This window comes from Streptomyces natalensis ATCC 27448, assembly GCF_000935125.1.
Lineage (GTDB): Bacteria > Actinomycetota > Actinomycetes > Streptomycetales > Streptomycetaceae > Streptomyces > Streptomyces natalensis.
Window position 1 is genome coordinate 1 of record NZ_JRKI01000034.1, and the last position, 22937, is coordinate 22937.

Annotated in this window: 18 protein-coding genes and 1 pseudogene; 12 read left to right on the forward strand and 7 right to left on the reverse strand. The window is 73.0% G+C overall.

Annotation, left to right across the window (positions count from 1 at the left end):
- A partial coding sequence (locus SNA_RS24735; RefSeq protein ID WP_044367177.1) for an AMP-binding protein occupies nt 1-575 on the reverse strand: 575 nt, incomplete at its 3' end.
- 369 nt (nt 576-944) lie between these two features.
- Here SNA_RS24735 and SNA_RS24740 point away from each other — a divergent pair.
- Nucleotides 945-1520 (forward strand): TIGR03086 family metal-binding protein, encoded by a 576-nt coding sequence (locus tag SNA_RS24740; protein WP_030066495.1) that lies wholly within the window; start codon nt 945-947, stop codon nt 1518-1520.
- A 98-nt stretch (nt 1521-1618) separates the two neighbouring features.
- Here SNA_RS24740 and SNA_RS24745 read toward each other — a convergent pair whose 3' ends face one another.
- Complete coding sequence (locus SNA_RS24745; protein ID WP_157880086.1) at nt 1619-1789, reverse strand: hypothetical protein; 171 nt, start codon at nt 1787-1789, stop codon at nt 1619-1621.
- A gap of 358 nt (nt 1790-2147) precedes the next feature.
- On the opposite strand from SNA_RS24745, the gene SNA_RS24750 reads away from it, so the two are divergent.
- Nucleotides 2148-3605: a lipase maturation factor family protein gene (locus tag SNA_RS24750; RefSeq protein WP_044366861.1), complete on the forward strand. Its 1458-nt coding sequence runs from the start codon at nt 2148-2150 to the stop codon at nt 3603-3605.
- 76 nt (nt 3606-3681) lie between these two features.
- Here SNA_RS24750 and SNA_RS24755 read toward each other — a convergent pair whose 3' ends face one another.
- A complete protein-coding gene (locus SNA_RS24755) occupies nt 3682-4788 on the reverse strand; it encodes a tetratricopeptide repeat protein (RefSeq protein WP_044366862.1) in 1107 nt (368 codons plus the stop codon).
- A gap of 290 nt (nt 4789-5078) precedes the next feature.
- On the opposite strand from SNA_RS24755, the gene SNA_RS24760 reads away from it, so the two are divergent.
- The gene (locus SNA_RS24760; RefSeq protein WP_044366863.1) at nt 5079-6296 is read left to right on the forward strand and encodes a lactonase family protein; all 1218 of its coding nucleotides are present in this window, start codon (nt 5079-5081) and stop codon (nt 6294-6296) included.
- A gap of 287 nt (nt 6297-6583) precedes the next feature.
- Here the strand turns inward: SNA_RS24760 and SNA_RS24765 are convergent, their stop codons facing one another.
- Nucleotides 6584-7261, reverse strand: coding sequence for a LysM peptidoglycan-binding domain-containing protein (locus SNA_RS24765; protein WP_044367180.1), 678 nt, complete (start codon nt 7259-7261; stop codon nt 6584-6586).
- A 480-nt stretch (nt 7262-7741) separates the two neighbouring features.
- Nucleotides 7742-8491 (reverse strand): PaaX family transcriptional regulator C-terminal domain-containing protein, encoded by a 750-nt coding sequence (locus tag SNA_RS24770; protein WP_044366864.1) that lies wholly within the window; start codon nt 8489-8491, stop codon nt 7742-7744.
- 104 nt (nt 8492-8595) lie between these two features.
- Between SNA_RS24770 and SNA_RS24775 the strand changes: the two genes are divergently transcribed.
- The 5 genes from SNA_RS24775 to SNA_RS24795 all read left to right on the forward strand — a co-directional run bounded on the left by SNA_RS24775 (nt 8596) and on the right by SNA_RS24795 (nt 14217).
- Nucleotides 8596-10251 (forward strand): acyl-CoA dehydrogenase family protein, encoded by a 1656-nt coding sequence (locus SNA_RS24775; protein ID WP_030066500.1) that lies wholly within the window; start codon nt 8596-8598, stop codon nt 10249-10251.
- Nucleotides 10251-11018, forward strand: coding sequence for a crotonase/enoyl-CoA hydratase family protein (locus tag SNA_RS24780; protein ID WP_044366865.1), 768 nt, complete (start codon nt 10251-10253; stop codon nt 11016-11018). Before SNA_RS24775 ends, SNA_RS24780 begins: the two co-directional genes overlap by 1 nt.
- Nucleotides 11019-11407: 389 nt before the next feature.
- Nucleotides 11408-12271, forward strand: coding sequence for a YndJ family protein (locus tag SNA_RS24785; RefSeq protein WP_044366866.1), 864 nt, complete (start codon nt 11408-11410; stop codon nt 12269-12271).
- On the forward strand, nt 12268-12825 hold the full coding sequence (locus SNA_RS24790) for a DUF1990 family protein (protein ID WP_044366867.1): 558 nt from the start codon (nt 12268-12270) through the stop codon (nt 12823-12825). Before SNA_RS24785 ends, SNA_RS24790 begins: the two co-directional genes overlap by 4 nt.
- 153 nt (nt 12826-12978) lie before the next feature.
- Nucleotides 12979-14217 carry a metallophosphoesterase gene (locus tag SNA_RS24795; protein ID WP_030066503.1) on the forward strand — a complete coding sequence of 413 codons (1239 nt, stop codon included), beginning with the start codon at nt 12979-12981 and terminating at the stop codon, nt 14215-14217.
- Here SNA_RS24795 and SNA_RS24800 read toward each other — a convergent pair.
- A pseudogene (locus tag SNA_RS24800) lies at nt 14210-15712 on the reverse strand (glycoside hydrolase family 30 protein); the annotation flags it as partial. The gene SNA_RS24795 and the pseudogene SNA_RS24800 sit on opposite strands and share 8 nt — an antisense overlap.
- A gap of 134 nt (nt 15713-15846) precedes the next feature.
- Here SNA_RS24800 and SNA_RS24805 point away from each other — a divergent pair.
- From SNA_RS24805 to SNA_RS44815, 3 genes are all read left to right on the forward strand, one after another.
- Nucleotides 15847-18012, forward strand: coding sequence for a SpoIIE family protein phosphatase (locus tag SNA_RS24805; protein ID WP_030066505.1), 2166 nt, complete (start codon nt 15847-15849; stop codon nt 18010-18012).
- Nucleotides 18013-18126: 114 nt separating this feature from the next.
- Nucleotides 18127-18528, forward strand: a complete 402-nt coding sequence (locus SNA_RS38590; RefSeq protein WP_051877321.1) for an effector-associated constant component EACC1 — start codon at nt 18127-18129, stop codon at nt 18526-18528.
- Nucleotides 18525-20117, forward strand: coding sequence for a caspase family protein (locus SNA_RS44815; RefSeq protein WP_051877322.1), 1593 nt, complete (start codon nt 18525-18527; stop codon nt 20115-20117). Before SNA_RS38590 ends, SNA_RS44815 begins: the two co-directional genes overlap by 4 nt.
- Before the next feature lie 39 nt (nt 20118-20156).
- Here SNA_RS44815 and SNA_RS24820 read toward each other — a convergent pair whose 3' ends face one another.
- Nucleotides 20157-21554 carry an NADP-dependent succinic semialdehyde dehydrogenase gene (locus SNA_RS24820; RefSeq protein ID WP_030066508.1) on the reverse strand — a complete coding sequence of 466 codons (1398 nt, stop codon included), beginning with the start codon at nt 21552-21554 and terminating at the stop codon, nt 20157-20159.
- 512 nt (nt 21555-22066) lie between these two features.
- Here SNA_RS24820 and SNA_RS24825 point away from each other — a divergent pair.
- Complete coding sequence (locus SNA_RS24825) at nt 22067-22825, forward strand: L,D-transpeptidase family protein (RefSeq protein WP_241779825.1); 759 nt, start codon at nt 22067-22069, stop codon at nt 22823-22825.
- Nucleotides 22826-22937 lie beyond the last annotated feature (112 nt).

Below are 22937 nucleotides of genomic sequence, written 5' to 3' on the forward strand. Positions count from 1 at the left end.
TGGGGGAGCCGGTCCTGGGGGACCGGCTCGCGCAGCACTCCCTTGGGGCGGCCGGTCGTTCCGGAGCTGTAGATGACGGTGGGCGGACGGTCCGCGACGGGCCGGGCCAGCGGCTCGTGACCCGCCAGCCAGGAGTCCAGGAGGGGGTGGGCGCCGGTGTCCGCCGGTGCGTCGATACCGCAGGCGGCGGCGACACCGGCGGGGACGGGGGCCTCGATGACCCGCACGCCGTCCGGCAGTACGGCGGTCACCGCGGGCAGCAGGTCGGTGTGGACGAAGACGGCCTTGCTGCCGCTGTCGGCGAGCACATGGCCCAGGTCGTCGTGGCGGAAGTGCCAGTTGACGGGCACCGCAGAGGCGCCCAACTGGGCGGCCGCGGCGGTGATCTCCAGATGCGCGGGCTCGTTGCGCATCACGACGGCGATCCGGTCGCCCGGCTCAACTCCCATACTGCGCAGCCCTGTTGCAATCCGGGCGGCGCGGTCGAGTAAGGCGGGGTAACCCCGCTCATGACCGGCGCAGCGGATTGCGGGCTGGGGAAGCGGGGACGCGGAAGGCTCGGCGGGGTCGTCCATGGTGCCTCCAATGGGGGTCGGCGGCGCCCATTGAATAGCCGGTCGCGGCGGATTACCAGAGTGCCGACGCGATACCGGCGGCCCGCGGCGCCCCCCTCGACTCCCTGTTCCTCCCTGCCTCCTCCGCCGCCGCAAAAACTTTCCGGCCACTGGTCCGACCGGGCATGCGGCCGGGTGCCGCTGGCCCGAACGGGTCGTCGCCGCCTTGGAGAAGGCGACTCCGTCCGCTTGGCCTTGCCCCGCCTCCGTACCCCGCCCCGCACCCCTCGCCGTGCCCCGTCCCGGTGCGCCCCCACCGCGCGTCGTCCTGTGCGCCACCCCGTGCGCCGTCGCCGTGGCTGTCAGTGCCCCCTCCTATGCTCGGGGAGCATGAACCATGACGAGATCCTGCGCACCCACGGCGAGGCCCTCCAGCTCTTCGGGTCGCGGGTGCATGTCATCCGTGACGACCAGTGGGACGCCCCCACTCCGTGCACGGAATGGTCGGTGCGCGATCTGGTGAACCACGTCACCGCCGAACAGCTGTGGGTCCCGCGCCTGGTGCGCGACGGCGCCACCCTCGCGGAGGTGGGCACGGTTTTCGACGGCGATCAGCTGGGCACCGATCCGGCCGCGGTCTGGGACCGCGCGGCGGTGGCGGCGGTGGCGGCGTTCAGCGCGGCGGGCGCGCTCAATCGCACCGTCCATCTGTCCTACGGCTCCAGCCCGGCCGATGCGTACTGCGCGCAGATGATGGCCGACGCCGTGGTGCACGCCTGGGATCTGTCCCGGGCGATCGGCGCCGAGGAGGCGCTGCCCGGCCATCTGGCGACGGCGGCCCTGCGCGAGGTCGAGCCGTATGCCCCGGGCCTGGGCGCCTCCGGGCTCTTCGCCCCCGCGATCGAGCCCCCGGCCGACGCCGACGACCTCATCCGGCTGCTGTGCCTGCTGGGCCGCCGGCCCTGACGCCCTTCCGAGGCCCGGCGGTGTGACGGGGAAGCCCGGCGGTGTGACGGGGGCGACGGGGAGCGGCGGCCTCGGCCGCCGCTCTCGTCCCTTCGCTCTCAGTCGATCCCGCGGAAGATATGCGGCTCGGCGGGGTCGTCGTCGCAGCCGGCGAGGCGCACGGGGACGCAGCGGCCCCAGACCTCGAGGTTGCGGACTTCCTTGATACGACCTGGCCGGTCACCCTGCTTCAACCGGGGCTGCTTGTACTGAGCCTTGTGCAGTGCCACCACGCACTCCTTCATTGAGGTAACGGTCCGACGCGGTGGCGCCTCATTCACAAACCGGGAGGTCGGCCAGGGTTTGTGGCGGTCCCGCGACGGGCCAATGGTGTTGGCGTCTCCCAGAAGGGCTGTCCGTCGATCACCAGGGTATCGACGTCTTTCCCGGCGCGCTCGCTCTTTTCCGGCGATTACGTCACATCGGGGGACGGCGGAAACCGCACCCCACCAGGTGCGGAGCGCCCCGCATCGCCCGGTTGCCCTTTTGTTGCATTTTGTACTTTTTACCTGGTCCTGGTGGTGAGCGAGCTCCCACGGCAGCGCGCCGTGCGCCCCCGCGTACGAGCGCAGTGCTACCCATGGGCACGTGGAGTGGTTCGCGGATCCCGGTTACTGGCTCGGGCGGCTTGTGTTCCAGCGGCTGCTGGCGGTGATGTACCTCGTCGCGTTTCTCGCGGCGGCCCGGCAGTTCCGGGCGCTGATCGGGGCGCGGGGGATGCTGCCGGTGCCCGACTTCGTGGCACGGGTGCCGTTCCGGGCATCGCCGTCGGTCTTCCAGCTGCACTACTCGGACCGGTTCTTCGCACTGTGGTCGTGGGGCGGCGCCCTGCTGGCGGCGGCGGTCGCTTTGGGGGCGGCGGACGCCGTGCCGCTGTGGGCGTCGATGCTGATGTGGCTGGTGCTGTGGGCGCTGTATCTGTCCATCGTCAATGTGGGGCAGACGTGGTACAGCTTCGGCTGGGAGTCGCTGCTGCTGGAGACGGGCATGCTGGCCGTCTTCCTCGGCAACGCCGAGACCGCGCCCCCGGTTCCGGTGCTGTTCCTGCTGCGCTGGGTGCTGTTCCGGGTGGAGTTCGGCGCCGGGCTGATCAAGATGCGCGGCGACAGCTGCTGGCGCGATCTGACCTGTCTCTACTATCACCACGAGACCCAGCCGATGCCCGGACCGCTCAGCTGGTTCTTCCACCATCTGCCCAGGCCCCTGCACCGGGTCGAGGTCGCCGCCAATCATGTGGCCCAACTCGTCCTCCCCGTCCTGCTGTTCACGCCCCAGCCGATCGCCGGCTGGGCCGCCTTCGCCATGGTCGTCACCCAGCTGTGGCTGGTCCTGTCCGGCAATTTCGCCTGGCTCAACTGGCTCACCGTCACGCTGGCCATGTCGGCCATCTCCCCCTCGTGGTCGCGGCCGTCCGCACCTCCCCCGCCGTCTCCGCTGTGGTTCGAGATCGTCGTCCTCGTGGCCACGGCGCTCGTCGTCCTCCTCAGCTACCGCCCGGCCCGCAACCTGGTGAGCCGGGAGCAGCGCATGAACACCTCCTACGAGTCGCTGCATCTGGTCAATTCCTACGGGGCCTTCGGCAGCATCACCCGGGTCCGCCGGGAGATCGTGGTCGAGGGCACGGCGGACGAGGTGACCGGCCCCGGCACGACCTGGCATGCGTACGAGTTCCAGGGCAAACCGGGCGATGTCCGCCGCCTGCCACGCCAGTTCGCCCCGTATCACCTGCGGCTGGACTGGCTGATGTGGTTCGCCGCGCTCTCCCCGGCCTACGCCCGGGCCTGGTTCGTCGCCTTCGTGGAACGCCTCCTGGAAAACGACCGCGACACGCTGCGTCTGCTGCGCACCAACCCCTTCCCCGACACCCCGCCGGCGCAAGTACGGGCCCGGGTCTTCCAGTACCGCTTCACCACATGGCGGGAGCTGCGCGAGACCGGGGCGTGGTGGCACCGCCGGGAAATCCGCGATTTTCTGCCGCCGATGGCGCTGTCGCCGCTGGACCGGCCGCGGTCGGGGCCGCCGGGGCCGTCGCGGCCGTCGCGCTGACACCGGGCGAGCCGCACGGGGCCGGTCGGCGGGACGGTCAGGGCGGCCGGTGGGGCCGAGTGTGGCGGGCTGCCGGCTACGCCCCGGCGGGGACCATGCCCCCGGCCGCCTCGGTGCGCTCCGGTATCCCGGCCTCCTCCGACCGCCCCGGTATCGCGCCACCACCGGCCGCTTCCAGCAGCTCGGCGCGGAAGGCGAGGACCATCTCCCGGGCGTGCCGCAGGCCGATGCGGGCGAAGTCCCGTTCCAGTTCGGCGAGTTCGGCGAGGGTGACCTCCGGGTCGCGGCCCAGGCGGGCGCGGGACTTGGTCAGGCCGAGGCGGGAGAGGGCGACGCCGCGGGGTTCGTGCATACCGCTGAATTCGGCGAGGGCCAGGGCGTAGGTGTCGCGGGCCGACGCGTAACGGCCCGCGCGGTACTGGACGTTGCCCCGCATTTTGTGGTTGTAGGCGAGGGCGCTCGCCAGGTCCATGGTGCGGCAGATGGTCTCCGCCTCGGAGAGCAGGGCCAGCGCGCGGTCCGGTTCGCCCTGGACGGAGAGCACGTCGGCGACCCCGCGCAGCGACCAGGCGCGGCCCCGGGCGTCGTCGGCGTCGGTGGCGATACGGACGGACTCCTCGAACAGCTCCAGGGCCTTGGCGTAGTCGCCGGTGTTGCGGTGCATCTGGGCGATCCCGGACATCGCCCAGACCATATGGCGCGCCTCGCCGTGCGCCCGGCCCTCTTCGAGGAGGCGCTCGTGGAGCTCGGCGACCGCGGCGTAGTCGCCCTGTATGCGGCCCGTCTCGGCCAGGCCGGCGAGCGAGTAGCCGTGGGCGAGGCGGTCACCGCTGCCGTCGGCCAGCTCCACGGCGTGGGTCAGCAGTCGACGGGCGAGCGGAAGCGTGCCGCACTGGCGGGCAAGGGTGCCGCCGCTCCACAGGGCCCACGCCATGGCGGCCGCATCGCCCGCCTCCCGCGCGCTGCGGTAACTGTCACGCCAGGCCCGGCCGGCATCCGCCACCCGGCCCAGCCGCCGGTTGGCCTCGGCGAACGCGAGGGCCGCGCGGGCCCGCTCCAGCGCCGTGCCCGCGGTGTCGTGCGCGCGTCTCGCCGTGGCCAGCACCTCCTCGTAAGAGGAGTTCACACCCAGCGCCGCGCCCAGTTCGCCCTGGTATTCCGGGGCGAATGCCTTGCCGTACATAGTTCCCTGGCCCTTCCTTCATCCGCTCGTCTCCCTGCCTTGATCACGAACGTACGTTCTGTGCGGGGTGCCGCGAATCAACCCGTGTATGGGTTTGTGCCGTACACCCGGAGTGCTACGCCGGGGGGTCCGGTCATCATCTGGATGTAGGGGAACGTCAGGGTCGGGCCGACGTACGGAGCCGCGTTGTGCACTGCGCAACGGGAGTTGCAGGGCTTGCCAGGGCGTACGGGACGGGTCACGCTGGCTGCCGGATCCGCCATCCACGATCACCGGGACCGAGGTGCGGCATGAGCACAGGACGGGACGGAGCGAGCGGGGCCGGGGTGGGGCGCCGGCGGTTCCTGGGCCTCACCGCGGTCGGGGCTGCGGGCGTCGCGGTCGGGGATGCGTCGCCCGCGCGCGGCCGGCAGGAGCGTCGGGACCGGCAGGAGCGACAGGGCCCTGCGGGACGCCGCCCGCGCGCCGAGCGGCCCCTCTTCCTCGGGACGTACACCTCGAAAGCGGGCGGCGGCACCGGCATCGGTCTGGCGACGTACGACCCCGCGCAGGGCCGCATCACCGCGACGGGTGTGGTGACGGGCGTCGCCGACCCCTCCTATCTCGCGCTCGCACCCTCCGGGCGGGCGCTCTATGCGGTCGACGAGCAGGAAGAGGGCGGTCTGACGGCGCTGGGACTGTCCCCCGGTGGGGCGCCGCCCGAGGTGCTGGGCACGCAGCCGGCCGGCGGCGCGGGCCCCTGCCATCTGTCGGTGCATCCCAGCGGGCGCTGGCTGCTGAGCGCGCACTACCTCTCCGGCAGCGTGGCGGTGCATCCGGTCGATCCGCGCAGCGGCGCCCTGGGGGCGCGTACGGACCTGGTCGTGCACACGGATCCCCCGCCCGGCCCCGGCCAGGACGGACCGCATGCGCACCAGATCATCACCACTCCGGACGGCCGCCATGTGCTGGCCGTCGACCTCGGGAACGACACCGTGTACACCTACCGCCTGGACGAGCGGGCCGGGCGGCTGCGCCAGGTGTCGTATGCGACGCTGCGGCCGGGCGCCGGGCCGCGGCATCTGACGTTCCACCCCTCCGGCGCCTTCGCCTATCTGGCGAACGAGGTCGACAACACCGTCGTGGTCTGTGGCTACGAGCGGTGGAGCGGCCGGCTGACGCCCGGTGCGCCGCAGTCCACCGGGACGGGAGCGGGCACCAACTACCCGGCGCAGATTCTGGTCACCCGTAACGGCCGCTTCGCCTATCTGGCCAATCGGGGGCACAACAGCCTGACACGGTATGCGGTGGAGGCCGCCGGGGCGCGGCTCCGGCTGCTGGACGCGGTGCCGGTGGGCGGGGACTTTCCGCGGCAGATCGCCTTTTCGCCGGACGAGCGGCTGCTGTTCGCGGCGAACCAGAAGTCGGGGTCGGTGACGGTCTTCTCGGTGGACCCGGATACGGGGACGCTCGCCGGGACGGGCGTGCCGTTCGCCGCACCGATGCCGGTGTGCGTTCTGCCCCTGTGACGTGCCCCGCGGACCCGGTGACGTGCTCGCGGATTCGCCGGGGTGGGCGCGAGTGGCGTGCCGCGCCGCAAGCTGGAGCGGACCGGGCCGGCCCTGCCGGCGCGCTGCGGATGTGGCTGTTCCGATGGCTCCAGCGGCATACGAAATTCGGCGCCGCCGCGTACAACGGGAAATGCGGGCAGGCCGTCCGCGGCGCCACGGACGGCCTGCTATCCCCTCAGCCGCATCACCCTCGACTGAATTCTCCGGTGGCACTCAAAGGTGCCGGAATGTGGTCGGCTGCTGCCTCAGCGCCGTACGGAGAGCCGCATTCCCGGGAAAATGAGATCCGGGTCCACGCCGATCACCGAGCGGTTCAGCCGATAGAATTCCCGCCATTCCCAGCCGTGGGCGGCGGCAATTCCGCTCAGCGTGTCACCCAGGTTGACGACGACGGAGGCGCCGGTACTCCGGTGGCGTGTCGCTTTCCATCGCTTTCCCAGGGAGGGGGCGGTGTGCGGGGTCGTGGTGTGCGGGGTCGTGGTGCGCGGGGCGGAGGGCCGGGGTGCCGTGCTGCGCGGGGCGGCCGATCCGTGCAGGCCCAGCGCGGCCGAGCAGGCGGGCCAGGCGTTCCAGCCCTGTCGTGCCAGCACCCGTTCGGCGACGTTGATCTGCTGGAGTCGGCTGGCCAGCGCCGCCCGCGCGGCGTAGCTGCCGCCGCCGAAGGAGTGCCAGGTGCGGTGGGCGAACTGGAGACCGCCGGAGAAGCCGTTGCCGGTGTCGGCGTGCCAGTTGCCGCCGCTCTCGCATCCGGCCAGCCGGTCCCAGGTCCCGGCGCCGGCCGCCGTGGCCGGGCCGTCGGCCGTCACGTTCAGCGCGCCGGCCGCCAGCAGGACCGCGGCTGCCGTGACGCCCCGGACCCCCCGGCCGCGGAATTCTCCCCGGCTCTCCGACTCCGGTGTCTGCTCGGCCCCCCGGTCCGACATCTGCCCCGACACCTGCTCCGAAACCTGTTCCGGCATCTGCGGATGTGCCATTTCTTTTCCCTCCCGTCGCTCGCCGCGCAGTTACCTGGCGGCCAATCAGGAAACGTGGCACCCTTGCGTATATCGCCCAAAGAGTCCTTCGGGATCGCCGAATTCCCTCTTCTCTGGCGAATTCACCGGGTGCCGCGAATTCGACGGGTCAGACACAACCACGCCCACAGATCGCATCGACAGAGCGCGCGGTAGCGCCTGGGCCGACCGGCTTGCCCCCTTGCCGCCACATCGGGGACAGCTGCCGTCGCATGGTGCACACCGCAGCCGGGTAGGGGCGCACCCTTCATGCCGGAGGCACGAACTCCCTGCAGAGATCGCCCATCCGTTCCCCTCGGCCGTGCCCGCCGGGCGCACTCGGGGGGCTCGGTGCATACGCGCGGCGCAGGTCCGCACGCACCGCGCACGGCCCCTTGGGCCGTGCCACGGTCAGTCGGTGCGGTGGGGCGTGACGTACTGCCGGAGCAGATCGCGTAGTTCGGCCTCGAACGCGTCGTAACGGCACCGGAGTTCGGCGCCCGGCCAGTCGCCAGGCAAGAGCGGGTCCGGGAGCAGCGGATCGGTGAGGAGGTGGCGCAAGACAGCAGCCGAGACCGTGAAGCGTTGCGCGGGGGTGGCGGCTCCGTCAAGGGCGCCCAGCAGGGCGCGCGCCCGCGCCGACCATCCGGGCAGATCCCACAGGGCGCGCGCCAGCGCCGCCGGGTCGCCGTCCGGGGTGCCGGTCAGCCAGGTGCACTGTTCGGTGACGACGGCGGGGCGGGGCCGTTCGAGGTTGCCGGGCCGCAGCCAGTTGCCCTCGCGCAGCTCGGCCAGCCGCAGGGCCGCCATGGCCTGCCGCAGCGCGGTCCGCTCGGCGGCCGGCCGCCGCTCCACGCTGACCACGGCGATCTCCCAGTCGCCGGACCAGGGGCGGGTCCGGGGCGTACGGCTCTCGTCCTGCCGGGCCTGGCGCGCCAGCAGCCGGGCGGTGAGCTCGTACGAGCCGTCGCTCTGGCGGAGGTCGCCGGCGGCCACCATCCGGGAGAGCGCGACGCGGACGGTGCCCTCGGCGATGCCGAACAGCTCGCCGACCCGCACCAGGGCGCGCGCGGGCATCCGGGGCGGATGGTGCCCGAGGAGGGTGCTCAGCACGATGGAACGTGCGGTGAGCGGCCGCAGGGCGAGGGAGTCGTCGTTCATATGTGCCCGGAATTCTACTGGCGCCGCGCCCGGACCCGGGGGCGCGTCTTACAGATTTACAGCAGGTGTTTCGAATCTGTAAGACCGCCGGTACCGTCGACGCCATGACGACCGTCACTCATGAAGTCCTGAACCAGGCCCCGCCGCTGACCGAGTTCAGCACCGCGGACGAACCGACCCTGCTGGAGGCGCTGCGCCGGGAGGGCGCCGCATGGGGCGAGGCGGAGGTGTCCGCGCTGGGGGCGCTGGCCGGCACGCAGGCGGTGCAGGACCAGGCGCGCTGGGCCGAGGAGCAGCCGCCCCGGCTGCACACCCACGACCGCCACGGGCACCGCATCGATGAAGTCGAGTTCCACCCTGCCTGGCATCAGCTGATGACCGTCGCGGTGGAACACGGTCTGCACGCCGCGCCCTGGTCCGACGACCGCCCCGGCGCCCACCTGGTGCGCGCCGCCAAGTTCTACGTCTGGTCGCAGGCCGAGCCGGGCCACGGCTGCCCGATTTCGATGACCTACGCCGCCATTCCCGCGCTGCGCGCCGCCCCGGACCTCGCCGCGCAGTACGAACCGCTGCTCGCGGCCCGTACGTACGACTTCGGGCTGCGGCCGCCGCTGACGAAGGCGGGCCTGATCGCGGGCATGTCGATGACGGAGAAGCAGGGCGGCTCCGACGTACGGGCCAACACCACCCGGGCGGTGCCGGCCGGCGACGGGACCTACCGGATCACCGGCCACAAGTGGTTCACCTCGGCGCCGATGAGCGATGTGTTCCTGGCGCTGGCCCGGACGCCGGAGGGGATCGGCTGCTTCCTGGTGCCGCGGGTGCTGCCGGACGGCACGCTCAACGGGATGCGGCTGATGCGGCTCAAGGACAAGCTCGGCAACCGCTCCAACGCCTCCTCGGAGATCGAGTACGACGAGGCGGTGGCCTGGCCGGTCGGCGAGCCGGGCCGCGGGGTGCGCACCATCGTCGAGATGGTGAACATGACCCGGCTGGACTGTGTGCTGGGCTCGGCGGCCGGGATGCGGGCCGGGCTGCGGCAGGCGCTGCACCACACCGCGCACCGCCGGGCGTTCGGGCGGGAGCTGGACCAGCAGCCGCTGATGCGCGCGGTGCTGGCCGATCTCGCCGTCGAGTCCGAGGCGGCGACGGTGCTGGCGATGCGGCTGGCGGCGGCGGTGGACCGGGCGCAGACCGGTGATGCCGGGGAGGCGGCGCTGCGGCGACTGGCGCTGGCCGCGGGCAAGTACTGGGTGTGCAAGCGGGGCAGCACCCATGCGGCGGAGGCCCTGGAGTGCCTGGGCGGCAACGGCTATGTCGAGGAATCGGGGATGCCGCGGCTGTACCGGGAGGCGCCGCTGCTGTCCATCTGGGAGGGCTCGGGCAATGTCGCCGCCCTGGACGTCCTGCGGGCGCTGGGCAAGGAACCGGCCTGTCTGGACGCCTTCTTCGCGGAGGTGGACGCGGCCGCGGGCGCCGACCGGCGGCTGGATGCGGCCGTGGCGTCCGTCCGCGGGATGCTCGGCTCGCTGGCGGTACCGGAGCGGGCGCAGCTGATGGCGCGTTCGCTGGCGGAGCGGATGGCGCTGGTGCTCCAGGGGTCGTTGCTGGTGCGCCACAGCCACCCCGCGGTGGCCGATGCCTTCTGCGCCTCGCGGCTGGGCGGGGAGTGGGGCCATGCCTTCGGCACGCTGCCGACGGGGGTGGATCTGGGCGCGATCCTGGAGCGCGCCCGGCCGAAGGCCGCGGGTGGGGCCTGATGTCCGTACGGGTGGAGCGCACCGGGCCGGTCACGACGGTGGTGCTGTCGCGGCCGGCCGTCCGTAACGCCGTGGACGGCGCCACGGCCCGCCAACTGGCCGATGTCTTCCGGGAGTTCGAGGCCGATGAGAGTGCGAGCGTCGCGGTGCTGTGGGGCGAGGGCGGGACGTTCTGCGCGGGTGCGGATCTCAAGACCGTCGGCACGGAGCGCGGCAACCGCGTCGCACCGGACGGCGACGGCCCGATGGGCCCGACCCGGCTGCGGCTGAGCAAGCCGGTGATCGCGGCGGTCGCCGGGCATGCGGTGGCCGGCGGGCTGGAGCTGGCGCTCTGGTGCGATCTGCGGGTCGCCGAGGAGGACGCGGTCTTCGGGGTGTTCTGCCGGCGCTGGGGTGTGCCGCTGATCGACGGCGGTACGGTGCGGCTGCCGCGGCTGATCGGGGCGGGCCGGGCGATGGACCTGGTCCTGACGGGCCGCCCGGTCCCCGCGGAGGAGGCGCTCGCCATCGGGCTGGCCGACCGCGTGGTGCCGGCCGGCACGGCGCGAGCCGAGGCGGAGCTTCTGGCGGCGGAGATCGCCCGCTTTCCGCAGGCGTGCCTGCGCAGCGACCGGGCCTCGCTGCTGGAGCAGGAGGGGCGGAGCGAGGAGGCGGCGATGGCCGGTGAACTCCGGTACGGGCAGGGCGTGTTGACGCAGGCGCTGGCGGGCGCGGCCCGGTTCGCGGCGGGGGCGGGGCGGCATGGGGAGGCGGATGCCCTTCCCTGATCGACCTGTCCGGGATCCGGACCCGCATCGAGGGCCGGCGGGCCGCCTGCCGCGAATGGCAGGCGGCCCGCCGGTCGTTGCCGCCCCGCACCGTGCCGCCAGGCAATGGGCCGAGCACCACCAGGGCAACTCCGATCCCTGCGCCCTGCCTGCGGACCCGGGCATGTGCCAGAGCAGGGTTGTCACCACCTGCCGGGCCCGGAACTCCCTCGGCCGGTCCGTCTGTCCAGCGTTCTCCGTCGGCTGACATCCGGTCAGGACGGCGTGCGCAGCGCGCTTCGCGACCCCGGGGGCCCGATATTGAACGCGTTCAATTCTGCGGTACTGTCGGCCTCACCACGTCCGGACCACGGGAAACGGGGTCCGGACCGTCGCGAAAGGGGGCCGAGATGACCACATTGGTCCGACTCATCGTCATGCTCGGGATGTTCGTGGTGATCCCGCTGGGGGTCGCGCTGATCGACGGGGGCGGTGTGGCCCGGGTCCGGCGGGTCTGGCCGGTTGCCGCCGCCGTGGGGGCGGTGGCGCTGTGGCTGCCGCGCGGCCCGCTCGCCACCGGGTGCGCCGCCGTCTACGCGGCCGCCACGCTGGCGCTCGCCGCACAGGCGCCCCGGCGGCTGGCCCGCACCCGTTCGCTCGCACCGTCCGAGATCGCCGTGCTCACCGCGCTGGCCACCCCCGCGATCGCGGGGACGGCGCTGGTCGCCGAGCGCGCCGGATACCGGCTGTTCGGCTTCGATCTGGACATCCTGGCGCTGACCGTGCCGCACTTCCACTTCGCCGGATTCGCGGCCGCACTGATCGCGGGCCTGGTCTGCCGGGGCAGCGGCGGCGGCCGGGCGGGCCGGCCGGCGGCGCTCAGCGTCCCCGTCGGCACAATGCTCGTCCTCGCCGGCTACTTCATCGACGACTGGGCCGAACTGGCCGGTGCGCTGGTGCTGACCGCCGGGATGTGGCTGGTCGGCCTGCTCACCTGGCGGGACCTGCGGGCCGCGGGACCCGACCGGACGACCCGTGCGCTGCTGGGCTGCTCGGCCGTGGTCGTGGTGGCGACCATGCTGCTCGCGCTGAGCTGGGCGCTGGGCGAGGCCACCGGCCTGCCGCATCCCTCGCTCGCCTGGATGGCCGCCACCCACGGCCTGGGCAACGCCCTCGGCTTCGCCCTGTGTGCGATCCTCGCGCAGCGCCGTCTGCGCACCGCACCGCCGCGGCGGCCCGCCCTCGCCCCGACCCTCAAGGAGCGCCTCGCATGAGTGACGTCAACTACCCCGAAAAAGGCGCCACTTACCCTCGTGAGGGCGGCGCCGCACAGATCCCGCTGCCGGAGGGTTACGCCCATCTGCGGGTGGCCGTGCCCATCGGCCGGGGGCGGGACGCCCTGCGGGCGGCGGGCGAGGCGGTCACCACCTTCCGGATGCACCGCAGTGCGGGCACCGTCATCCGCGCCGAGGCCACCCGCGCCGCGCCGGGCGTCGCCGTCGAGGTCGGCCTCGGCGCGGGGCCGCTGGTGCTGCGGGTGCCGTGCCGGGTGGTGTGGACGGTGGCCGACGAGGACCGGATCGGCTTCGGATACGGCACCCGCGACGGGCACCCCGAATGCGGCGAGGAGGCGTTCCTGGTCGAGCGGCACGCCGACGACTCGGTGTGGTTCACCGTGACCGCCTTCAGCCGCCCGGCCGCGTGGTTCACCCGGCTCGCCGGACCGCTGGTGCCCGTACTCCAGCGCGGCTACGCCCGGCACCTCGGCCGGACCCTGCGACGGCTGACCCTCCCCCAGCTACCGCCGGGAGGTGCCCCCAGCCCGTAGAGGGCTCCCCCGGCCCCTCGATCACACCCTGATGACGTGCGGAAACGCCGAGTTACCGACAAGTAGGTATGGAGTCCGCCGATCTCCATACGTCCACCTGCGCTTCATCTTTTCGCCACCACCGCCCCTGCCCGGCGTGAGAGAACACCAGGCATGTGCGATGACGAACTGATCCCGCCGCAGGCGGACATGACCGAGCGGGAGTGGCTGCGGGCCGGCGCCGCGGCGGCGCCGGACGGGCCCGCGATGCCCACCACGGGGCGGGTGCCGAAGCCGGTGAACCGGCGGACGCTGCTGGGCGGCGCGATGGCCGGCGCGGCGCTGACCGTCCTGGCGTCGGGCGCCCGCCCGGCCACCGCGTCCGCCGCGCCGCGTCCGGGGGCGCCGGGAGCCTTCCCGTTCCCCGAACACCCCAACGGGAAGGGCGAGTTCGCCGTCCTGGTCACCGGTGACGCGGGCACCGGCGACGAGGCGCAGTACGCGGTGGCGGCCGCCGCCCGGGACGTCTGCCGGGCGGAGGGCATCGGTCTGGCGATCGGCCTCGGCGACAATATTTACGAGAACGGCCCGGAGTCGGCCCATGACTCCGATTTCCAGGACAAGTTCGAAAAGCCCAACAGCGGTATCGACGTGCCCTGGCTGATGGTCCTGGGCAATCACGACTGCTCGGGGCTGATACCCGGCAGCGGCGGCGACCCGTCCCGCGGTGACCGTGAGGTCGCCTACGCCACGACCTCGAAGCGCTGGTACATGCCGGCCCGCTACTACAGCGTGCCGCTGCCGGCCGCCGACCCGCTGGTCGAGTTCTTCGCCATCGACACCATTCCCTGGTCGTCGTATGTCGCCCAGATCGACCCGTACTTCCGCTGGGACGGCCCGTACATGCGCGAGCAGCGGGCCTGGCTGGACGGCGCGCTGCGCGCCTCGCGGGCCCGCTGGAAGGTGGTGATCGGCCACCACCCGTATCTCAACAACGGCAAGCACGGCAACGCCGGTGCCTACGACGGTTTCACCATCGGGAACTACACGAGCGGCGTCCACCTCAAGGACATGTACGAGAAGGTGGTGTGCGGCCGCGCCGATCTGATCCTTTCCGGGCACGACCACTGCCTCCAGGTGCTGGAGCCCACGGCGCGCACCGGCGGCACCCGGCAGGTGGTGTGCGGGGCGTCGGCGAAGACCGAGGACGGCAAGGCGCACTTTGCGAACCCGGCGGCCTGGCAGAACTTCTCCGACCACGGGTTCATGGTGCTCAAGGTGGCGCGGGCGCGGCTGACCATCGACGTCTACACCGTCGATGTGGCGACGCGGAAGGCCACGCCGGCCCACCGCACGCGGCAGACCGGGCCGGTGTCCGGCCGCACGCCGTCCCTGGCGGCCGCTACCAGGTGAAGGTGGCCGAGGCGCGGGGCGGGAGGCGGTAACTTGCCTGCTCCCCCTGCCAGTTGAGGGTGACCCAGCGGGCGGCCGTGGAGTCGTTGTAGGCGATCAGCGCGACGGACCCGTCGGGGTTGCGCCAGGCCACATTGGGGACGGCGGCCGAGGCCGTGGAGGCGATGCGCCGGGCTCCGGGGCGTACGAACTTGGTGAGATGGCCCATCGTGTAGTACTCGATGGTGTAGTCGACGGTGCCCTGCGCCGCGTCGCCGTGGTGCACGGTGAGCAGACCGGTGCAGGAGCCGCAACCGCCGTGGTGCGGGCCGCCGTTCTGGTCGACGGCCAGCGACCAGCGGATCCAGCTGCTGCCCCAGTTGCGCGTGTAGTCGATGAGGTCGTGCATGTCCTCGCGCTGCTGGTCGGCGATCCACCGGCCGCCGGAGTGCTCGGTGTCGTACATGGCGAGGCCGGGATAGCGGCGGTGGACCCGGGTCTGCTCGCCGACGTCGCCACCGTAGCCGTGCCAGGCCACGCCGCCGAAGTTGGGGTGGCGGCGGATCGCCGGATCGTCGACGGTGGGTGCGCCGAAGGCGCGGTAGCGGTTCCAGTTCCAGTCCAGGGCCAGGACCTTGGTGGACAGACGGGCGCCGGCCAGGGCGGGCAGCAGGTCGTACTTGGTGAAGCGGGCCAGGTCCCGGCCGGTCCAGCGCATGGACGGGTAGCCGGCGCAGCAGGTGGGTTCGTTCTGTACGGAGACGTAGTCGACGGGCACGCCGTGGGCACGGTAGGCACGCAGAGCGGCCACGAAGTAGCGGGCGTAGACGGCGTGGTACTGCGCCCGGAGCCGGCCCTGGTCGAGGGAGCCGTTGTCCTTCATCCAGGCGGGCGCGCTCCAGGGCACCGCCATGATCTTGAGGGCGGGATCGAGGCGGCGGGCCTCGGCGGTCAGGGGCAGGACACCGGCGAGATCGTGCCCGATGGCGAAGTGCTTCAGCTGCGGGTCGGTCCGGCCGGGCGGCAGGTCGTCGTAGGTGTAGTCGAAACGGGCCAGGTCGGAGGCGCCCATGGGGTTGCGCAGGAAGCTGAGGCCGATGCCGTCGCGGGGGTCGAAGAGCCGTTTCATCGTCGCCTCGCGCGCGCGCTCGCTCAGGGCGCCGCTGCCCTTCAGCAGCCAGGCGGCGGTATCGGTGAAGGAGGCGCCGCCGCCCTGGAAGGTCTGGTACGCCGTCGACCCGTCGACGGTGAGCGTGATGCCGCGGTGCGGCGCGCTGCCGCGGGTGAAGTGGAGCGGGGGCAGGCTCTCCAGGCCCTTGACGACATGGCGGCCGCCGGGGTCGGAGGTGGTGGTGAGATGGACCTGCACCGGCCGTTCCCGGGCGCCGGGGGGCGGGCCGCCCGGCGGGCCGGCGGCCGTGAACGCCAGCGCGAGGACGGCCGCCAGCGCCCCGGCGGCGCCGTTCAGGGCGCGGCGGAAGGGGCGCGGATTCCGTCGGCCGCTACGGGGCGTCATGGCGAGGAGTGCCTTCCTGTGGGGCTGCACCCTCCCCATGGTCCCCTGGTCGCCGGACATGCGGGGTGGGCGGGTGCCGCCTAAGGTGAGCGCATGGCCGCCGGTGGACCTCGGCCGCGCAGGCGGCATGCACCATGACCAGCAAGGACGGACCGTCCCGGGACGGCTATGACCCCCGCGCCCACCGGGACGTACGACGCGTCCCGGAGCGCTGTGCCGGGGTCTCGCACCATGAGCCGATCGGCCTGCGCCGGCGGCTGGCGCTCAACCGGATGGGCACCTTCGACTGGGACCTGGACCGCGGGTTGATGGATCTGGACGCCGGTGCGCTGGAGGTCTTCGATCTGCGCCCGGAGGAATACGACGGCGCGCCGCTGTCGCTGATCGCGCGGGTGCCGCCCGAAGAGGGGATGCGGCTGGATGAGGCGCTCGCCCAGGCCCTTCAGGAGGGCGGCTCGTCCTACGGCGGCTACTTCCGCGTCCAGTGCCGCGACGGGACACCGCGCTGGGCGCACTCCCAGGGGCGGATCCTGCGCGATGGTGACGGGCTGCCGTACCGGATCATCGGCATCGTGCGGGAGGCATCCGGCGAGCTGGCGGACTCCGCGCTGCTGCGGTCGCTCCAGCAGGAGCGGCAGCGGCAGACGGTGATGGTGCAGCAGACCACGGCCGCGCTGTCGCGGGCCCTGTCGGTGGCGGATGTGACGCGGGTGCTCACCGGCACCGGCGGCGCCCGGCGGTTCGGCGCGGATGCGCTGGTCCTGGGGCTGGCGGCGGACGACCGGTTCGAGGTCATCGCCGTCACGGGGATGGCCGGCGAGGTGCCCGAGGACATGACCAGCTCCCCGCTGGACGACACCCTGCCGCTGTCCGAGGCGGCGTTCTCGCGGCGGCCGGCCTTTTTGAGCACCCGGGGCGAGCTGATCGCCCGCTACCCCCGGCTGCGCCCGTTCACCGAGGTCCTGCCGCCCGGCAGCTCCTCCTTCCTGCCGCTGGTCGCGCAGGACACCGTCATCGGGGCGCTGGGGCTGTTCAACACCGAGCCCGCGATGCAGTCGACGGAGGCCAAGAACCTGGCGCTGGCGCTGGCCGGGGTCGTCGCCCAGTCGCTGCAACGGGCCACGCTCTTCGACAAGGAGCGGGAATTCGCCACCGGGCTCCAGGAGGCGATGCTGCCGCGCCGGGTGCCGGAGATCTCCGGGGGCGAGGTGACCGTCCGTTATCACCCGGCGAGTGTGGGGCGGGACGTCGGCGGCGACTGGTACGACGTGATCGCGCTGCCCCAGGGGCGGACGGGCCTGGTGGTCGGCGACGTACAGGGCCATGACACCCACGCGGCTGCCGTGATGGGCCAGTTGCGGATCGCCCTGCGCGCCTATGCCTCCGAGGGCCACTCCCCCGAGACCGTGCTGGTGCGGGCCTCCCGCTTCCTGGCCGAGCTGGAGACCGAACGGTTCGCGACCTGTACGTACATCCAGGCCGACCTGGCGTCGGGGGCGCTGCATGTGGCCCGGGCCGGCCATCTCGGGCCGCTGATCTGCGACGGCGCCCGGCATGTCGACTGGCCCGAGGTCCGCGGCGGGCTGCCGCTGGGGGCGGCCACCGACTTCGGGCACGACCACTTCCCCGAGACCCAGCTGTTCCTGGAGCCGGGCTCCACGCTGCTGCTGTGCACGGACGGTCTGGTGGAGCAGCCGGGCTGGGACATCTCGACGGGTATCGAGGCGCTGTCCGCGGCGTTCCGCTCCGGGCCGGGCGGGCTGGAGGCGCTCGCCGACCGGCTCGCCGAACAGCTGTGGGCCGAACCGGGCTCCGGCGACGATATGGCCCTTCTGCTGCTGCACCGGCCGCCGAGCCCGGGGACCGCCGCCACACCGCGTCTGCGGCTGCACGTCCATCAGGCCGATCCGTCGGGCACCGCGGAGGTCCGCTCGGCGCTGCGCCGCACGCTGGACCAGTGGCGGGCGGGCGAGGTCACCCACAATGTCGAGGTCGCCGCCTCCGAGCTGATCGCCAATGCGCTGACCCATACGGAGAGCGGTGCGCTGGTGTCCGTGGAGCTGGTGTCCGGCGCGCCACGGCGGATCCGCCTGGAGGTCGAGGACCGGTCCAGTTCCTGGCCGCGCCGCCGCAGTCCGGGCGAGACCGCCACCTCCGGCCGCGGTCTGCTGATGGTCGAGGCGCTCGCGGACCGCTGGGGCGCGGAGCCGCGCGGTGCGGGCAAGGCGCTGTGGTGCGAGTTCGCGGTGCCGGAGGCGGGGGTGGGGAAGGGGGCGGAGCGGGGGCCGGGGGCGGGCTGAATCACCTTACGGGGAGGGACTGTTGAGGAAGACGGCCGTTTGCTCGCCGAATCGGGTTCCTGCCCCCGGCGATCGTGTCAAGATGGCGTCCCATCGCAAGGGGGAGGACGTCCGATGGCGGATGTGGGGGCCGGTCAGGATCCGGGAAAACTGCGGCTGACCGTCGAGGGGGTGGACGGCGAAGCACAGCTGCGGTCGCTCCAGCAGTGGCTGGCGTACGACGACGAGCTGCGCGGCCGGGTCACCTGGCAGTACGCGCCGCCGGCGCCCGGCCACATGGGCGGCACGCTGACGGCGCTGACGGTCATTCTGGGATCGGGCGGTATCGCGGGGCTGATCGCCCCTCTGTGCACCTGGTTCACCAACCGCCGTCCCGACGTCGCGGTCAGCCTGGAGCTGGGCGACGGCCGTAAGGTCAGCATCGACGTCAAACGCGCCACCGACCAGTCGGCGGTGCTCCACGAAGCGCAGGAGCTGTTCCGCTCCCTCGACTCCCGCAACGGGCAGGGGGAATGAGCGGCAGACGCTTCCCGCACGGCCCCACCAGCAGGGCCGTGCTGATCGGCACGAGTCGCTTCGGTCATACCGGGCTGCCCGACATCCCCTCCGTCGAGGCGAATCTCGGGGCGCTGAAGGCCGCCCTGACCGATCCGGCGCACGGTCTGCTGGCACCCGAACACTGCCGGGTGGTGTCCGACCCCTCCGATCAGGCGGCCGTCGGCGCGGCGTTGAGCTGGGCGGTGCGGGAGGCGGAGGATCTGCTGCTGGTCTATTACGCCGGACACGGCGTGCTGGACGGCGACGGGCAGCTGCACCTCGCACTGGTCCACACCGATGTCGAGAACATCGGCTTCACCGCCGTCCCGATCGAACTGCTCAAACGCCATGTGGGCGAGGCCCTGGCCCGGTCGCGGGTCCTGCTGCTGGACTGCTGCTTCTCGGGCCGGGCGGTGTCCGCGATGGCCGAGCCGACCAACCTGGCCGTTGGTCAGCTCGACTTATCGCTCGACGTATCGGGAACGTACGTCCTCACCTCCACGACGAAAACGGCTCCGGCGCATGCGCCCTCCGGAGCGCGCTACACCGCGTTCACCGGCGCCCTGCTGGAGTCCCTGGGCGCGCCGGCCGCCCTCACCCTCGACGAGATCCACCGCGCGGTCGACCGCACACTGCACAGCCGGGGACTGCCTCGTCCGCAGCGCCGGTCGGCCGGGGGAGCCGGGTCGCTGGCGCTGGTGCGGGGGCCGGTCGGGACACCCGGTGCCGTGCCGCCACCACCACGGCCGTCGGCGCCGCCGTCACCGCCGCCGTTCTCTCCGGTCGCCCCCGCCCCACCGCCGTTCCACCTGGGCGCCCCCACTCCGCCGCCGCGCGGACACAAGGGCGGACGACCGGTGGTGATCGCCGCGGCGGTCGGCGGTGCGCTGGCGGTACTGCTGGCGTCGTCGCTGGTCAAAGGGGTACTGGGGGGTGGGGGTGACGGTGCCTCGGGCAAGGGTGGCGCACACGGCGGCCAGGCCCGGGACGGGTCCTCGCAGCACACCGGCAGCCCGTCGGGCAGCACTCCCGGCCCGTTGGGCACGACCCCCGGCACCGCACCACCGAGCAAGGCGGCGGCCGGGGGCGGCACCGCCCCCGCGGGCCCGAAGGTGCGCTACCGCGACCGGAAGCTCAGCTGGCAGGCGGCAACCTGCGACGTCGGCGGGCAGTGGATTCAGGTCCTCGACCTGGACGAGCCCTCGACCCATGTCGACCGGACCGGCCTCTCGTCGAACAGCGAATTCATCGACTACGGCTGCGGCGTACAGGAGGGCGGCCCCGCCACGATCGTGTGGAACAGTGACTCCCCCCAGGTGCAGGCCGGTGTCGCCGACTCCCGCACCGCGACGGCCGCCGACTGCCGGGCCGCCGCGAACGCCGGCGGCGTCGCCCAGTCCATGCCCGCGACGAAGATCACTCCCGGCACGACCTGGTGCGTGATCACCACGGAGAACCGGGTGGCGAAGGTGACCTTCACCAAGGTCGACACATCCTCCGGGGGCAGCCTCGGCAGCTCGCGCAACCCCGCGTTCGAGCTGACGGCCACCCTCTGGGACGCCCCGTGAGCCAGGCGCCGAGACGCCGCGGAGATCCGTCAGAAGCGCCTAGTCCTCGGGCCCGTACCACAGCGTCGTCATATTGCAGAACTCCTTGATGCCGTGCCCGGACAGCTCCCGGCCGTACCCGGACCGCTTGGCGCCGCCGAAGGGCAGGCCGGGGTGGGAGGCGGTCATCCCGTTGAAGAAGACGCCGCCGGCCTGGAGGTCGCGGGCCAGGCGGGCCTGTTCGTCGGGGTCGCGGGTCCAGGCGTTGGAACTGAGCCCGAACGGCGAATCGTTGGCGACCGTCACCGCCTCGTCCAGGTCGGCGACGCGGTAGAGCGAGGCGACCGGGCCGAACGCCTCCTCGTGGTGGATCCGCATATCGGGGTCGATGCCGGAGAGTACGGTCGGCTCGTAGAACCAGCCCGCGGGATGCCCGGGCGGGCGGCGGCCGCCGCACAGCGCCGTGGCGCCCCGGTGGACCGCGTCGTCGACCAGTTCTTCCAGGTCGGAGCGGCCCTGCTCGCTGGCCAGCGGGCCGACGTCGGTGTGCTCGTCCATGGGGTCGCCGACGGTGAGGGCGGACATCCGCTCGGTGAAACGGGCGGCGAAGTCGTCGTAGACGTCGGTGTGAACGATGAACCGCTTGGCCGCGATGCACGACTGCCCGTTGTTCTGGACGCGGGCGGTCACGGCGACCGAGGCCGCCTTGTCGAGATCGGCCGACGGCAGGACGACATAGGGGTCGCTGCCGCCGAGTTCCAGGACGGTCTTCTTGACCTCGTCGCCGGCGATCGAGGCGACCGAGCGGCCGGCCGGTTCGCTGCCGGTGAGCGTCGCGGCGGCGATCCGCGGGTCACGCAGGATGTCCTCGACGGCTCGGGCGCCGATCAGCAGGGTCTGGAAGCAGCCCTCGGCGAAGCCGGCGCGGCGGAAGAGCTCCTCGATGTACAAGGCGGTCTGCGGGACGTTCGAGGCGTGTTTGAGCAGACCGGTGTTGCCCGCCATCAGGGCGGGGGCGGCGAACCGTACGACCTGCCAGAGCGGGAAGTTCCAGGGCATCACCGCGAGCACGGTGCCCAGCGGGCGGTAGCGCACCACGGCGCGGGCGGCGCCGGAGTCGGTCACGTCGGCGGGGTCGGGGTGTTCGTCGGCGAGGAGTTCCTCGGCGTGGTGGGCGTACCAGCGCATCGTCTTGACGCACTTCTTCGCCTCGGCGCGCGCCTGGGCGAGCGGTTTGCCCATTTCGGTGGTCATGGTGCGGGAGATCGAGTCCAGATCGGCCTCCAGCAGATCGGCGGCGGCGAGCAGGCGTTCGCTGCGGTAGGCGAAGCCGGTGGTGCGGTGCTCCTGGAATGCCTGCTCGGCGCGGACGAGGTGGTCCTCGATCTCACCGGCGTTGAGCGGGTCGAAGGTCTTGAGGGTTTCGCCGGTGGCCGGGTTGACCGTGGCGATGGCCATGATCGGCACCTCCCGAGAGAGGAAGAGCGTACGGGCTGGGCTGTGATGCTCAGGAGAGCGGTCCGGGAGCCGGGGACGGATCCGGGACCGGGTCGGGCCCGGGCGGACGCGGCACCGGGGAGGGCTCGGGCGGTATGGGATCGGGCGGCTCGGGGGTCGGCGGCGGGCCGGGGAGCGGCTCCGGCAGGGGGCTGGGCGGCGGACCGCCGGGGTCCGGGGGCGGCCCGGGCCGCGGGGGCTCGGGTTCGCGGTCGAGCGTGCCGTCACTGCGCTTAGGTGATTGCCACTGCACTGGGGGCCTCCGGTATCGGAACGTTTCGTGGCACATCGGCCCCCGTACCCGAGTCTGGCCCGTCCATGGCCCCCGCGCACGACGGATTGCCGCGGACGAGCCCGCCGGGCGGGGCGGAGGGGCCGCCGACGGGACCCGGTGGCCGGTCCGGCCCGTGCGGTGGCCCGTTTGGCCTGTTTGGACGGCGTGCGGGCGGCGCGGTGCGCTCTACAGTGCCGCCATGCCCCTCACCGCCGTGCCCAGGACGGTCCCGGCCCGCCGGAGGACGGCGCCGGCGGCGCTCGCGGCGCTGCTCCTCGGGTGCGCAGCACTGCTGCTGGGCCCCGCCGCCGGTCCCGCCCGCGCGGAGCTGCTCCCCCTCCCCTACCTGATGGCCGACACCGGCGGCGGCGCCCAGCTGATCACCGCCCGGGCGCTCTCCACCGGCTCCACCACCGGCACCGTGGCCTGGTGGCAGCGGCACAACGGCCGCTGGCACAAGAGCGGTTCGGCGCCCGCCCGCTTCGGGTCCGGCGGCCTGACCGAGGGCCGTACCCGGCAGCAGGGCACCTCCACCACCCCGACCGGGCTGTACGACCTGCCGTACGGCTTCGGCCTCGACCCGGCGCCGCCCGGCACCACGATCCCCTACCGGCGGGTGGGCCCGGACTCCTGGTGGTGCGAGGACAACGCCTCCGCCTCCTACAACCGCTGGGTCGCCCCCCTGCCGCCGGACTGCGCCGCCGGCGAGTCGGAGCGGCTGGCGGACCATCCGACGCAGTACGGCCAGGCGCTGGTGACCGGGTTCAACTATCACCGCCCGGCGCGCCACCGCGGCGCCGGTATCTTCCTGCACGTCAACGGGAAGGGTGCGACGGCCGGTTGTGTCTCCGTACCGGCCGGGGCGATGGCGCGGATCCTGGCCTGGGTACGGCCGTCCCTGGCCCCGCACCTGGCCATCGGGACGGTGTTCGGGCCGACCGCGATCGTCCGGTACTGAGACCGTGCCCTCTCCCCCGTCCCCCCGGCTGCGGATCCGCATCGGCGGTACGGCCGTCGGGTCCAGCCGGTTCTGCCCGCACCGCACGACGTACGACGGCTTCCGGGTGAGC